The following is a 14,257-nucleotide window of genomic DNA, read 5'->3' on the forward strand; positions in this document are numbered from 1 at the left end:
CATTTAGTTCTTTCCCTATCTGGGAAATTTTTCTGCTTTTTTATCTATACTACTCATTCCATGCGTGGCACCATTTTAGCTAGTTGCGTACTATCCTTAACTCTTGGTTTTAGCGCCAATGTGACAGCCCAAACCATGGCGGTTGAGATAAATGGAATGGCAATGGCCAGTCGAGAAGCCAGCTTAGAAACCATTCGGCAACGGGGGAAATTAAGGGTGGGGATTAAGGATAATTTGCGGCCATTGGGTTTTCGGGATGGGCAAGGACAATTAGTTGGCTTAGAAATTGCCCTGGCCCATCGTCTAGCTCTAGCTTTACTGGGGGATGAAAAAGCAGTGGAGTTAATTCCGGTGCAAAATCAAGACCGGTTACCCTTACTACTCAATGGTGACGTGGATTTCATCATCGCCCAAATGGGCCAAAATCCCGCCCGAGATCGCCTGGTGGACTTTTCCCCTCCCTATTACCTCGATGGGGTGGGTTTAATTAGCAAAAATCAGCAATTGACCAACTTGGAGCGGCAACAGCCCCATACCATTGCGGTGCTTAATAATAGTGGCACCATCCCCGTTATTAAACAGGCGTTTCCCCAGGCTACCCTCGTAGGGGTCGATTCCTACGATCAAGCTTATAGAGCATTAGAACAGGGGCAAGCTATGGCCTTTGCCGGGGACAACTCTGTGCTGAGCGGCTGGGTGCAATCCCAACCTGATTATTACCATTGGCCATTGCAATTAACAGTCAACCCGTTGGCGATCGCCATGGCCAAAGGACTACAACACCAAGCTTTGCAACGGGAAGTTAACCAAACCCTATTGGAGTTGCGTGCTTCCGGTTGGCTCCGGCAACAATGGAAAATGTGGGGACTCCCCTTTTGATGCTTTGGACTGACTCAGAAAAGACCACGTTAGTCAACAACACTTAACAAAGGTTTACAATCTCCCTAGGTTTTGTTAATCTAGGCTTATCGAAGTTGGTTTACTTGGAGAAATCAAACATGCAATCCTCACAGACCTGGGCGATGTCCTCCACAGGCGTAGTCACGAAACAAACCAACTGGCTCTCCCTCCTGTTTTTCCTCATGGGAGCCATGAATGTTTACATCTTTTTTCGCCATCAACGGGATTGGCTACAGCAACAAGGACTTCGTCTGGTCAAAGTTGCCCTAGCGTCCTTTGGTTGTGCTGCCTTGCTAGAAACACTAATTTTCTAGGTTTATCTAGTGGCACAGATTATCCTTGAGCTGAATTAGGACTGCAATTTTCAGCCGGCATAGGCCGCCTTTAGCCCCCCGAAACAGTTAATGTTTATTCCCTGGCGTCCCTGATGGCTGTTATGGTTATCCTGAAGATATCCAAGTCCCACCACCCCTTCCCGTAACATTGCCGGATCGGCGATCGCCTCCTGCCAATGATCCCTTTGCGCCACGGTACTATTCCAAATCACCTGGGAAAGATTGGCTCCCGTTAGGTCCGCTCCAGTGAGGTCTGCGCCGGTAAAATTAGCTCCCGTTAGGTCAGTCCCCCGTAAGTTAGCTCCCCGCAAACTAGAGCGACGACAGTCAGCTCCCCGTAGACAACTGCCTGTTAACTTAGCGCCGTCCATGGCCAGACCTTGGAGGCAAATATTACTCAGATCCATTTCTTTCATAAAAGCCCGGCGTAAATCTGCTTCCCATAACTTAGCTCCATTGAGATTGGCCAAACTAAGGCGGGACTCCTGCAAATTAGCCCAGGACAAATCTGCACCTTGCAAATTGGCCTCCCGCAAATTAACGGCAAAAACATTAGCCCCGGCTAGATTGGCTCCCGCTAGATTTGCTCCCCGGAGATTGGCATGGCCTAAGGTTGCCCCGGTCAGCTTAGCCCCCTGGAAATTGGTTTTGACGGCGAAAGCTCCGTAGAGGCTGGCTTTAGTCAAGTCGGCGCAAGTTAAATCTGCTTGGTTCAATTTAGCGTAAGTCAAATCCGCCCAGTTCATTTGGCAATGGTCCAAACGGGCTTTAGTCAGAAAAGTGCGCTGCAAATTACAGCCAATCAGGTTAGCTCGCTCGAAATCGACCGAGATCAAAGTAAACCCCGATAGATCGGCATTTTGCAAATTTTCCCGGGGGAAGTGGCGCACACCGTGCTCATAGGCCCGCAGGAGAGGATTAATGTTCATAGACAAGGAAGCTCCATGTCGAGAATGGTAACTGTTGCCCCTCTTTGTCCAGCGCGTTTGGGCGGTGGCAATCCTGATCAGTGGAAGCACAACAGCGACGTTTACTAGATATTTCCCCAGAAAAATCCTTGCGTCTGTAATGGATTTTACCTAAAACAATCTATTTGGCTACACTTTTTAGCTGAGCTGACACAATTCTTAATTGTTTATTAAGAATAAAATAATCTATGCCTTAAGGTGGATATGATAATCTGTGTTCCTTATTGGGTAGGGCTTTGCTGAAAATATTTTTTGGCAAAAATCACATATCTGCTCCAGGTGATTGTTAACCTTTTGTATTCAAGCTATAAATTCATTAACAAATAATTTCAATAAGTTTTATGAATTTAACTGTGCCTCTAGAATTGCTAAAAATCCTTTGCCCAAGTCAATTTAGGATGCCCATGGGGCAGAAGGGGCTGTGAACTTCCACAGAGGCAAGGAATTGAGAAAAACTTTACAAAGCAAGCAAGGAGCAAGAATTAATCTTGTTAATCTTGGACGATGTGCCAAGGTGGAAGAGTATGATCAAAGGGGTGCAAACTAAAAACTTAACATCCCAGTCCCCCTTCTCCTAAGCCACAATTTTTTCCAGTTCCATGGCCCGTTCCCAACCCCCAGCCCGCATTGTCTACCAAGAATTTGGCCCCCTAGCAGAGCCAGCATCGGAGGAAGTTGTTGATTTGCCTCCCCAACAGCAAAATGTCCGCATCCAGGCCACCCGCTCCGGCCGCAAAGGAAAAACGGTAACGGTGCTGACAGGTTTACAGTTATCAACCCAGGGACGGCAAACTCTACTTAAGGCCCTAAAGAACATCTGCGGCAGTGGGGGAACACTCAAGGACGATTGCCTGGAAATTCAGGGCGATCAACGGGAAAAAATTCTCGCTTATTTGTTAAAACAGGGCTACAGGGCTAAAATTAGTGGCGGTTAAGGTAGTAAAGTTAAATTATGCTTTGTTAAGTCTTTTTTCTCGCCTTCAGGGTCTTTTTCGCTGACTCTGAACCGTTTCTCCTTATCCGTCACCATGGCAACCAACCAAAAGCCCATCGGTATTATTCTTCAGGAAGCTAAATTAATTACTCCTGGGCAATTGGAAGTGGCCTTATATGAACAGAAACAATTTGAGATGTTATTGGGGGAGATTCTTTCCCACCATGGCTGGATTTCCCAGGAAACGGCGGATTTTTTCGTTGATTTATGGCCCACAATGGTGGGGCAACCCTTACAGGGACCCATTGGCTATTATCTGAAAATGGCCCATCTGCTGGATGAAGACCAAATCGAACGTATTCTACAAGAACAACAGCGATTGGGCATACGCTTTGGCTCGGTGGCGGTACTCAAGGGCTGGTTGAAGGAAGAAACCATTAACTTTTTTGTCAAAAACATTGCTAGCACGGCCAAAGATCCCCCTCCCCCGACGGCTTTGGTGCTGCCTGTTCCCCAGCTCAACGTTCTCCCCAGGCGATCGCCAAGGTCCATCGAAGCCCAGGATAAGGAAACCTATTATGAGAGCTATCACGGGGAGCCATTACCGGGCACGGAAATAGAAGAAGTGAATATTATCACCCCAGCTATACCGAGGCAGCGCTGTGACTCTCCCCGACAGGCCGCGGAAACACTAATTTTATTTGATGAACAGACAGGGTTAAATGCCCAGGGACACAACGAATGAGTTCACTGTTCTTTGGGGTTTAGGGTTTGGGTCAGCTAATCTAGGCCTGAACTTCCGCTTCCGCCACCGCATCAAAATAGGTTTTAGCCTTTTCCGGATCGGGAATCATGGTTTTGTCTCCCTCTTGCCAATCCACTGGGCAAACTTCATTGGGATGGGACTGCACATGGCGAATGGCCTTCAGCACCCGGAGGGTTTCGTCCACACTGCGGCCAAAGGAAAGATTATTGACAGTGACATATTGCAAAATGCCTTCCCGGTCAATGATAAAGAGTCCCCGCAGGGCAATGCCGACATCGGGTTCGAGCACGTTATAGGCTTGGCTAATTTCTTTTTTTAGATCTGATACTAGGGGATAGTTAATGTCGCCGATGCCCCCCAGTTTCCGTTCCGTTTGGATCCAGGCCAGGTGGGAAAATTCGCTGTCCACAGAGATGCCTAAAATTTCCGCATCCAGGGCGGTGAATTCGCTGTGGCGATCGCTAAAGGCAATGATTTCCGTGGGACAAACAAAGGTAAAGTCCAGGGGGTAAAAGAATAGCACCAGATATTTACCCCGGTAGCTGCTGAGTTTAACGGTCTGGAAGCTTTGATCAACGATCGCCGTGGCGGTGAAATCCGGTGCTGGCTGTCCTACCCTTAATACCTCTGTCATTGCTGTCCACTTGATTTAATAGTTCGAGTAAATGGTGAATTGATTGGTCTACCGACAAGGCTGGGATACTTTGAGTTCTCGCTGATTGTCGCAACTCCCCTGCCTGTCAAACCTGTTGGAGGAATTCATTAAACTAATCCAGGGCCACACCGGCATCTTGATCTGCCCAGTCTTTATCTTCCGTGGCGATCGCCGGGGGCAAATTATTAAGCAGATTGAGAATTTTATCGCCCCGTTCCAGAGATCGGTCTTCCAAAAAGGAAACTTCGGGGGTGCGCCGTAAACGCATCCGTTGCCCCAATTCCCGACGGACAAACGGGGCCGCGGAATGTAAGCCGGCCATGGTGGCAGCTTTTGCTTCGGGGGAGCCGTAAATACTGACGAAAATTTTGGCGTGCTGTAAATCGCCGGAAACCTCCACTTCCGTCACGCTAACCATGCCTGTGCCCACCCGGTCATCTTTAATTTCGTGGAGAAGCATTTGACTAACTTCCCGCTTAATTAGGGATGACACCCGGGAAACTCGACGACTGGTGGCCATAGCCCTGCTCCTCGGCAACAACAAAGTCTGGACTTGGGCAAATCTACCCAAACTCCCTCTACACGGTCAATCCTAACATGGCCCGCAGGGTGAAATAGAGAAAAATGAATCCGCTCACTAAAAGACCAATCAGGGCGATCGCCCCCACGCGATTTTTCAACAGGGGTTGGAGCCAGGTAAAAACGGAGAAAAATATCCCCAGGGTAAAAGTGATTAAATACCGGGGGTAGCGGGAAACGTTGGCTAAAAAATCACCCATGGTTATCGGTGTAATGGAATGCAACAGTCGGAGTTAACAGACTTGATTACCCCAACGATGGGGATTTTCTAAGTCCGCCCCCAGTGTAGCAATAGACCTACCTTCAAAGGCCCAACCGTTGTCGATAACTAGCCACAGTGTTAGCTAACAATAGGGTCACTGTCATGGGGCCAATGCCGCCGGGCACGGGGGTGAGGTAACTGGCTATGGGGGCAACCCCGGCAAAATCCACGTCCCCCACCAGTTTCGATTTTCCTTCCCCTAAATCCAGACGGTTAATGCCCACATCCACCACGATCGCCCCCGGTTTGACCATGTCGGCGGTGACAAATTCCGGCTTACCGATCGCCGCTACGAGAATGTCTGCTTGGCGGGTAATGTCGGCCAAGTTTTGGGTGCGAGAATGGGCAATGGTGACGGTGCAATTTTTCTCTAGCAACATCAGGGCCAGGGGTTTACCCACCAAAATACTCCGCCCCAACACCACTGCATTTTTGCCGGTCAAATCAAGGTTATATTCCGCCAACAAAGCCATCACCCCCGCTGGGGTACAACTCCTCAAGCCTGTTTCGCCCCGCACCAAATGTCCCAAATTAACGGGGTGTAACCCGTCTGCATCTTTACCGGGATCAATGGTGTGCAATAGTTTGACTGCATCAAGGTGATCCGGTAGGGGCAACTGTACCAAAATGCCGTCCACCCGTTCGTCTTCATTCAAGCTAGCGATCGCCGCTGTCAATGTTTCCTGGTCCGTATCAGCGGGGAAATGTTTACCAAAGGAAACCATGCTCAATTTTTCACAGGCTCTTTCCTTATTGCGGACGTACACTGCGCTGGCCGGATTGTCCCCCACCATCAACACTGCCAACCCCGGCGATCGATGCCCCTGGGCCACCAGTTGGGCAATGTCCCGTTGTAATTCCCCTTGCATTTTCTGGGCTAGGGCTTTACCGTCAAGAATTTGGCAGGATGGGGGTACAGCAGTCATGGGCAAAGGTAGTTGAATTTTAAATGATTTGAAATTAACTATTTGGGCAATGGGGAAGACTCGATGGCTAATTTTAGGAGTTCCCTAGGGCTTTGGAACAGCTTTTTTCCGTCCGGGGGAAATCACAGTGGGGGTTTGCAACTCTTGAGCCCGGGCCACCAGGGCCAAATCTTCGGAAAGTTGGTCGAGGTGCTGGGCATATTGCACCTGTTTTTGGATATGCTCCGTAGTGGAAACGAGATTGCTCAGCCCCTGAATGAGGCGAATTAACTGCTCCCGTAAAGCTGGATTGCCGGTGATTTGGTCCACGTCGGAAGTGATTTTTTCCAAGTTTTGGGTAGCGGCCCGGGCGGACTCCAACAACTGCTGTAACAAAATGATCGTCTGGGGATCATTGAGGCGATCGGCAAATTGATTCAGATTCCCGGTCAATTGATTAGCATTGTCCGCCACCGCTTTGAGATCGGCCAATGCCTGGTTGAGATTAGCCACGGTATTCTGGTCGTTGACCTGGGTCAACAATTGCACCAAAGGCGGCTCCAGATTTTTAACACTGATCTGTAACTGGTCGCTGGTGCCCTGGAGACTGGTGAGGGTGGCCCCCAACCGTTGATTATTAATTTCTAAAAAAGCTTGGATTTGCTCCGCCGCTGATCCCACAGACCGCAAGCTGCGGTTAATTTCCGGAATAGTTCCCCCTTGGTTGAGGGCACGGACGGTGCCAGTGGCTTCCCGGCTCAAAACCGATAAGTCCTGGGCAGTTTGATCCACAGAAGCCAGGGTGCGACGAATATTTTTTACTCCCCCATCCTGGTTAATTTCCCGCAATAGGGTAGCCGCTTCATTACTAAACTGGCTAATATCCTTCAACGCTTCCGGAGTTTGGGTCGCCAGGGCCCGAATGGCTTCATTGATTTGCGGTTCACTGAAAAAGTCAGAAATACGCATCATGGCTCGAATTAGGGCATTAACATCCAGTGCATCCTGCCCCATTAAAATCGAACCGTTGCAAATAATCACTTCAGGATTACAGTCCTTATCCAAGGGTTTATAGTCCACTTCCTGGGGTAAAACCACTTCACTGGGAATGATGTTAATGGAAGTTTCCCCAATTAACCCCGACTGGCGTGCTTGGATTCCCGCACGACTAGAAATTAGGCGATCGGTGGGACTAATTTCCACTTCCACTGCTACCCCTTCCGGTTGGGGGGTGACGCTGACCACCTGACCAACCCTAACCCCGCGATAGTCAACCCTGGTGCCCACTAACATGCCCGCCGCATCACTAAAAAGCACTGTGGCTCGGTAGGAACGGGAACCAAAACGGATATTTTTTAGCCACAGGGTGCTGAATGCCAAAAGGATCAGAGCAGTCAGGATCAACAGGCCGATACTACTCTGTAACAATACGGGCGATAGGCGCTGGTTTCGTCCTGCTGTCATTGGGGTAATTCAGAAAATTTTGCTCGGGGCGCTCACAAGACTATTAAACTGCATTCCCCCAACCAATGTTCCATACAGGCTGGATATTTCGCGTAAAACTAAAAATATTTACGAGTATACGAATATATGATTTACGGTGTTACGATCATGCGAGGGAAATTTAAATCGGCGCTGTAATGTCTTCATTATCTTGGGATTGCATAATTGTCGGTTCAGGATTGTCGGGGTTGATAGCTGCCCGTAATTTATCTCGGGCTAACCATTCTGTCTTGGTTATTGAAGCCCAGGAGAGATTGGGGGGGAGAATGTATGGAGAATATTTGCCATCGGGACAATGGATTGACCGGGGAGGCCAATGGGTAGGCCCCACCCAGGATCGTTTTCTGGCGTTGCTTGATGAATATAATGTGGGACGTTTTCCCAGTCCCTCCGACGGCTTGAAGGTACTGTTATTTAATGGGAAGCGTTACGAGTTTGATGGTTTTTTTCAAGGGGTGTTCCAAGGGGAAGTCCCGAAAATAAGTTCTGATGAATGGAATGATGCCATGGCGGCCTGGGAAAAATTCGACACCCTTGCCCAGGGTTTGGACGAGCAACATCCCAAGGCTACGGCGGAAAATAAAAAATTAGATAGTCAAACCTTTGCCGATTGGATTAAAGAAAACACCCAGACGGAATTTGGTCATTGGTATTTTGCCTATATGTGCCGTGCTGTGGGATTTTTGGGCCCTGCCGAGCCGTCCCAGGTATCCTTGTTGCACGTTTTGTGGGGCCATAAATCTGCCTCCCAAGGGGAAAATCCTGAAGCTGAACTGTTACACGGTGGGGCAGGGCAAATCCCTCAAAAAATTGCCGCTGAATTGGGTGATTCTATTCTGTTGGGAGAGCCGGTTATACATATTAGCCAAGACAACCGGGGGATAGAGATAACTACTACGAAAGGAAAATACCAAGGAAAATTTGCCATTGTGGCAACCCCACCCCATTTGGCCGGAAGAATTACCTATAGTCCCCCCATGCCTCCTCTCCGTCAGCAACTCACCCAAAGAGTACCCATGGGAACCTGTTGTAAACTCTTAATTTCCTACGATCGCCCTTTTTGGCGGGAGAGAGGGTTAGCGGGCATTGGCTTGGGCAACACCACCTGGATCGAATTATGTGCCGATAGTTCTGACCCCACCACGGGGGTTGGGGTAATTGCTTCCTTTGTAGTCGGCGATCGTTATGCAAAATGGATTGCCATGGGTGCAGAGGAACGTCGCCAAGGAGTGTTGTCAGATTTGGCCCTGTATTTTGGGGAAGAAGCCTTATCCCCTGTCACCTACGATGAAGTTGATTGGCCTAGCGAACAATGGGTTGGGGGAGGATATGCTGCCTTTATGCCCCCCGGAGTCTGGACAAGTTTTGGGCAAGCCTTGAGTGCTCCGGTGGGTCGTGTTCACTGGGCAGGAACAGAAATAGCCCCCCGTTGGGCCGGTTTTTTTGATGGTGCAGTCCGCACGGGGGAATCGTCATCCGAAGCTATCGTTAGTCTGCTCAAAAAAAGCTGAGCTGAAACCTTGTTTCTAAGCAAAGATGCAACCATATCCGGGTCAACTATAAAATTCAAGTAGTTAAATATTGTTCTTCTATTAGTTATAGTCAATCAAAGTAAGATTGAGACGACTAAGGTCTTTACCAATGACGCTTTTAGCCCTGGTACGTGTCTTACTCTCAATTAAATTGACTATAACTTTGATAAGCTTCAAGACTAGGTTGACATTATTCCCAATTAGTTAGTCCATGGCCCAATTTCGCTGGCAATTGATCCCCCCTGTTACGCCCCCGGCCATTTTTGTCGAACAGGTGCGTCATTATTGTGATCAATCCAGCGGTAAATTTGCCGCCCAATTGTTATGGCAAAGGGGCATTCAGTCGGCGGCTCAGTTGGCCGGATTTCTCTCGCCGGAATGTTACACCCCCACCAGCGCTTGGGAATTCGGCCAGGAAATGAAATGGGCCGTACAAAGGTTAGGCCAAGCTATGGCCAAAGGAGAAAAGGTCACTATTTGGGGCGATTTTGACGCTGATGGCATTACTTCCACCGCTGTTTTATGGGAGGGTTTGGGGCAGTTTCTTGCCCAAGGTTCCCAGTTGACCTATACCATTCCTAATCGTTTGCGGGAGTCCCATGGCCTCAATCGACCGGGCTTAGAATGCTTGGCCGCCCAAGGCACTAAGCTGATTGTCACCTGCGACACTGGTAGTACGAATTTAGAAGAAATTCTCTATGCCCGCGGGTTAGGAATGGATGTCATTGTCACCGATCACCATACTTTGCCGGACGATCGCCCGGAAGTAGTGGCCATCATTAACCCCCGCTACTTTGCCGATGACCATCCTTTGTTTAACCTTTCCGGGGTGGCAGTAGCGTTTAAGTTGGTGGAAGCCCTATATGAGCAATACCCTACGGTGCCCCAACAACCTTTGGAGCAATTACTGGATTTAGTGGCGATTGGTTTAATTGCCGATTTGGTTACCCTCCAAGGGGATTGTCGTTACCTGGCCCAACGGGGGATTGCCCAACTACGTAGCCAAAAAGATCCTGGCACCACCACCCGTCCTGGTATTCATGCTCTCCTTAATCTCTGTAAGCGCAACGGCGATCGGCCCACAGACATTGGTTTTGGCATTGGCCCCCGCATCAACGCCATCAGTCGTATTAAGGGGGATGCCCGCTTTGGGGTGGAACTGCTCACTAGCCGGGATACCAAAATTTGTCACCAGTTGGCCGCTGAAACAGAAATTTTAAACAGTAGGCGTAAGGGCCTGCAAAAATCGGTTACTACAGAGATTGACAAACGACTTCAAAATATTGACTTGTCCACTACCGGGGTGATTATTCTCACTGATCCCCAATGGCCCACTGGAGTACTGGGGTTGGCCGCTAGCCACGTGGCCCAGACCTGTGGCCGCCCTGCCATTTTGCTCAACACCCAAGACGGAGAAATTGCTAAGGGATCAGCCCGTTCCATTGCCAATATTGATCTTTACTCCTTATTACAAAGTCAACGGCATTTGCTCTTAGGTTTTGGCGGCCATCCCTTTGCCGCCGGTTTGAGTTTACCCCTGGATAAATTGCCTTTGTTCAGCGAAGCGGTGAACCAACAATTTTGGCAGAGCTATGGAGCCCAAATTAGTTTAGATCCCATTTTGCCGGTGGATCTCCAGGTAACAGTGGCGGATCTAGGGCAAGAACTTTTTCGAGAATTTAATTTGCTCGAACCCTACGGTATGGGCAACCCCGCCCCCAAGTTACTGCTGGAAAATGTGCAGGTGCAACGGCCCAGTTTTCGCAACATCAAAGACCGCACGGGCAATAAAGTTTCCTACCTTAAAACCAGTTTTTCGATAACGGACTATCCGCCCAAAACCGATGACAATGGTCAGCCCATTCAATGTCCAGGGATCTGGTGGGGTCACCATCCCGATGAACTGACCCAAAATGAGCCACTGGATTTAGTGGTGGAATTAGACTTCAACACCTACGACCGACAGTATGAAGTGCGCCTGATCGATTTCCGTTTACATCAACCCCAACGGATTATCCCTAGTCAAACTAGTGCTAATTTAATTGACCGCCGTTCCCCCCATTTCCCAGACCATGGTCTTGCTCCCCAAGGTCATGTTCTCCGCACTTGTCCCAGTAGTTGGTCAGAATTACGCCGGGCCTACCAACAGGCGATCGCCGCCCAGCAACCTCTGGTGTTGGATTATCGTTTTCAACCCCAATGTCCTGAAACCATAGTGGAAGAATTGAAAGCACAATGGCACAAACAACAAAATCCAGAGCTTTCTCCCCTCAGCTTGCAAAAACAGTGGGATTTTAGCCATGCCCTGGCTTGCCAAATCCTTACCCTACTCAAGCAGTACACTCCAGCGCTTGCGCCCGGTATTCCCTGGCCGAAAACTTTGATCAGACAAATTGAGACTTTAATTGCTGAAGAACAATTCCAAAAGCAATACTTTAGCCAAGTCCCCCTCACCCCTGAGGTTTTGACTACTGTGGCTGACAGCATCTAAAAATTGTTTTGCCATGCTGTGAATTTAGTGTAAGATTGTTAACTGTCCGTTGAAAGAACAGACAAGGCTTGGTAGCTCAGTTGGTTAGAGCAGGGGACTCATAAGCCCAAGGTCGGCGGTTCAAATCCGCCCCGAGCCATTTTTGTGTTGCAAAATTTTTGCCCAAAACCCTTGACCCGCTTGGTTTTTCGGATTGTTGCGCTTTGTAAATGTGAGTAAACCTTCAGAAATGTTGGTAAATGTGAGTAAATGTTGGTCTGATTTTAGGCAATATTTAGGCAATGAAAAAACTAGAGGCGGCTAACCAAAAGCTAAAAGCAGGCAAAGTACATTTAACTCTGCAAGAATTTGGTGGTTGGTTGTCAGCTCGGGGAATGTTCCCCAGAAAAGATGGCGGGGAAGGAAAAACCCAACAAAGATTGCCTTTGGGGATTACGGCTACCCCGGCGGGGATTGACCGGGCCTTTGCCCTTTGCCTGGAAATTAGGGCGGCCCTGGATTGCGATCGCTTCCGTTGGGCTGACTGGCTCCCTGACTATGCCCCAGAAAAATCTACCTTTGGGGATTGGATCGAGGCTTTGGGGGCGGATTACTTAGCCAAGGGGGGTAAGCAAAAAACTTGGGAGAAGGAATATTTGGGGAAATGCTTTAACAAGGTGGATTGGTCGGCCCCGTTGGATGGGGAAGTGTTGCGGACGATCGTCATTGCTTCCCCGGCGGATTCTCGCACCCGGCGGCGGTTGGTAGGAGCCTATGCCCAATTACTCAAGTTTGCAGGGTTGCCCGATTGCGTTTCGGAATATCGGGGGAAGTATTCACCGCTGACCCCGGTTAACCCAAGGAATTTGCCCCCTGACTCCCTGTTATTGGATTTTTGGGCGGGGTTGGATGCTGACCCCTGGGGGACGGTGGCAGGGTTGATGATTGTCTATGGTCTGCGAAACTATGAATGTTTTTGTTGTGACCTGATTGATTACCCAACCCTGTACGTTGACCGGGGCAAAACCGACCGGGAACGCTTTGTTTTTCCTTTGTTGCCCCAATGGGCGGAAAGGTTAGATCCGTCCCTGCCTTTGCCCGATTGCCATGGGGACAATGAAGCTTTGGGAAGTCGCGTCACCCATGCCTTTAAGCGATTGGGGTTAACCGTTGCCCCCTACAATATCCGCCATTGTTGGGCGCGGCGGGCTTTTGAACAAGGTTTGGCCACTGACTTGGCCGCCGCCCTGATGGGCCATGGGGAGGAAGTACACAGAAAAACCTACCAGCGTTGGATCGAGAAACAATCCTTTTCTGATAGGTTCTATGGGAGTCTTAAGGGTTAGTTAGCCAGTAGCCTGGCCACAAATTCTGCCACAGTTCCCAAGACGGGGCTAAGAACAACAACAGAAGCGGCGGCGATGATGATGGTTCGGGAAGTTTGTCCCTGTTCTTTGACCAGTTGAAAGAAGCGATCGTCCCAGCGTTTAACTTCTTCCCTGAGTTTTTCCTGATTTTCTCTGATTTGGTGCTCTAAACTGTCGAGCCTTTGATTATTAGACTCCACCAAGGTAATGATTTTTGCTAGTTGGTCTTGTTCAGTCATGGCGGGTTATTCCTGGTTAAAGGGGCCAGCTGGCCCCTAGGTTAATTTTAGTTGTTGCTTAAGCTATGTAGAATTTGTCGAATTTCTGAAGCTTGATTGCCACTCAAGCTATATGCCAAGGATCCGTCTTGGTCGTGGACAAGCATCCTTTCCCCTGTGTCGACAACGGAGGCAATCTTGTCCAGATTAATGAAGATCCCATTTTTGCCGGTGTTTGAGTCTGGTTGAAGATAAATAAACATGACAAAAACCCCTGGTTTTCCAGGGGCGATAGGGTTTAAACGATTACGGCGGAAATGTCTTTTTGATTGGCGATCATTGCGTCTAGGTCGGTGTAAATTTCCCAGCCTAGGGCAGTGATGATGTCTTGATCGGCTTGGACTAGCCAGGAAAACCGCCAGGGGACGATTTTTAGGTGCTTTTCAACGTTGACATACCCTTGTTTGTGCAGTTTGCGCTTGACCAGGTTGTAGGTGTCAAGGGCACAGTCGGAATGGGTAGCGATGGAAATGGTAATCATGGGAAAATTAGGTTAGTAAGTGAGTGGCCCCCTGGTTTGGGGGCTTTATTTTGTCTATTTGCCGGGGGCCAAGACTTTCTGGATCTTGGTGTATTCCTCAAAGGTGAGAAGCCCATCACGGTAATACCGCTCGGAGCAACTCCCCAGGTCAACAATTTCCATCCCAGCGGCAAGGGTGGGTAGGAAGAATCGGATTCCCTCAAGCAATAGGCGTATGGCAGGTTCCCGGTTCCCAGTGAACTCTAGGAACATGATCGCCGCGTCGCACAGCTGGGAGATGGATCGCACGTCAGCCGGTGTTAAATGACTCATAGTTATTCGG

The 14,257-nt window shown here is 49.1% G+C and carries 15 protein-coding genes and 1 tRNA gene; 8 read left to right on the forward strand and 8 right to left on the reverse strand.

Annotation, left to right across the window (positions count from 1 at the left end; translation table 11 throughout):
• Positions 1–60 precede the first annotated feature (60 nt).
• On the forward strand, positions 61–879 hold the full coding sequence (locus D082_RS02005; protein ID WP_081857600.1) for a transporter substrate-binding domain-containing protein: 819 nt from the start codon (positions 61–63) through the stop codon (positions 877–879).
• A gap of 119 nt (positions 880–998) precedes the next feature.
• Positions 999–1,214 (forward strand): hypothetical protein, encoded by a 216-nt coding sequence (locus D082_RS02010; protein ID WP_028948666.1) that lies wholly within the window; start codon positions 999–1,001, stop codon positions 1,212–1,214.
• Between the two features lie 50 nt (positions 1,215–1,264).
• Here D082_RS02010 and D082_RS02015 read toward each other — a convergent pair whose 3' ends face one another.
• Positions 1,265–2,254 carry a pentapeptide repeat-containing protein gene (locus D082_RS02015; RefSeq protein WP_028948665.1) on the reverse strand — a complete coding sequence of 330 codons (990 nt, stop codon included), beginning with the start codon at positions 2,252–2,254 and terminating at the stop codon, positions 1,265–1,267.
• A gap of 548 nt (positions 2,255–2,802) precedes the next feature.
• On the opposite strand from D082_RS02015, the gene D082_RS02020 reads away from it, so the two are divergent.
• Complete coding sequence (locus D082_RS02020; protein ID WP_028948664.1) at positions 2,803–3,138, forward strand: translation initiation factor; 336 nt, start codon at positions 2,803–2,805, stop codon at positions 3,136–3,138.
• A gap of 93 nt (positions 3,139–3,231) precedes the next feature.
• Positions 3,232–3,882 (forward strand): hypothetical protein, encoded by a 651-nt coding sequence (locus D082_RS02025; protein ID WP_028948663.1) that lies wholly within the window; start codon positions 3,232–3,234, stop codon positions 3,880–3,882.
• Between the two features lie 40 nt (positions 3,883–3,922).
• Here D082_RS02025 and D082_RS02030 read toward each other — a convergent pair whose 3' ends face one another.
• The 5 genes from D082_RS02030 to D082_RS02050 all read right to left on the reverse strand — a co-directional run bounded on the left by D082_RS02030 (position 3,923) and on the right by D082_RS02050 (position 7,768).
• On the reverse strand, positions 3,923–4,537 hold the full coding sequence (locus D082_RS02030) for a peroxiredoxin (protein ID WP_028948662.1): 615 nt from the start codon (positions 4,535–4,537) through the stop codon (positions 3,923–3,925).
• Between the two features lie 133 nt (positions 4,538–4,670).
• Positions 4,671–5,078 carry a 30S ribosome-binding factor RbfA gene (rbfA, locus tag D082_RS02035; protein WP_028948661.1) on the reverse strand — a complete coding sequence of 136 codons (408 nt, stop codon included), beginning with the start codon at positions 5,076–5,078 and terminating at the stop codon, positions 4,671–4,673.
• Between the two features lie 58 nt (positions 5,079–5,136).
• A complete protein-coding gene (locus tag D082_RS02040) occupies positions 5,137–5,337 on the reverse strand; it encodes a DUF751 family protein (RefSeq protein WP_028948660.1) in 201 nt (66 codons plus the stop codon).
• A 103-nt stretch (positions 5,338–5,440) separates the two neighbouring features.
• Positions 5,441–6,325 (reverse strand): bifunctional methylenetetrahydrofolate dehydrogenase/methenyltetrahydrofolate cyclohydrolase FolD, encoded by an 885-nt coding sequence (gene folD, locus D082_RS02045; protein ID WP_028948659.1) that lies wholly within the window; start codon positions 6,323–6,325, stop codon positions 5,441–5,443.
• 84 nt (positions 6,326–6,409) lie between these two features.
• A complete protein-coding gene (locus D082_RS02050) occupies positions 6,410–7,768 on the reverse strand; it encodes an MlaD family protein (RefSeq protein ID WP_028948658.1) in 1,359 nt (452 codons plus the stop codon).
• Between the two features lie 176 nt (positions 7,769–7,944).
• Here D082_RS02050 and D082_RS02055 point away from each other — a divergent pair, with 176 nt between their 5' ends.
• From D082_RS02055 to D082_RS02070, 4 genes are all read left to right on the forward strand, one after another.
• On the forward strand, positions 7,945–9,318 hold the full coding sequence (locus D082_RS02055; RefSeq protein WP_028948657.1) for a flavin monoamine oxidase family protein: 1,374 nt from the start codon (positions 7,945–7,947) through the stop codon (positions 9,316–9,318).
• A 232-nt stretch (positions 9,319–9,550) separates the two neighbouring features.
• A complete protein-coding gene (gene recJ, locus D082_RS02060) occupies positions 9,551–11,830 on the forward strand; it encodes a single-stranded-DNA-specific exonuclease RecJ (RefSeq protein WP_028948656.1) in 2,280 nt (759 codons plus the stop codon).
• A gap of 65 nt (positions 11,831–11,895) precedes the next feature.
• Positions 11,896–11,969 (forward strand) — tRNA-Met (locus tag D082_RS02065).
• A gap of 142 nt (positions 11,970–12,111) precedes the next feature.
• Positions 12,112–13,155, forward strand: coding sequence for a hypothetical protein (locus D082_RS02070; protein ID WP_038529932.1), 1,044 nt, complete (start codon positions 12,112–12,114; stop codon positions 13,153–13,155).
• Here D082_RS02070 and D082_RS02075 read toward each other — a convergent pair.
• Positions 13,152–13,415 (reverse strand): hypothetical protein, encoded by a 264-nt coding sequence (locus D082_RS02075; RefSeq protein ID WP_038529935.1) that lies wholly within the window; start codon positions 13,413–13,415, stop codon positions 13,152–13,154. The genes D082_RS02070 and D082_RS02075 overlap by 4 nt on opposite strands.
• Positions 13,416–13,692: 277 nt before the next feature.
• Positions 13,693–13,935 (reverse strand): hypothetical protein, encoded by a 243-nt coding sequence (locus tag D082_RS02085; RefSeq protein ID WP_038529942.1) that lies wholly within the window; start codon positions 13,933–13,935, stop codon positions 13,693–13,695.
• Positions 13,936–14,257: the final 322 nt, after the last annotated feature.

Source organism: Synechocystis sp. PCC 6714 (assembly GCF_000478825.2).
GTDB lineage: Bacteria > Cyanobacteriota > Cyanobacteriia > Cyanobacteriales > Microcystaceae > Synechocystis.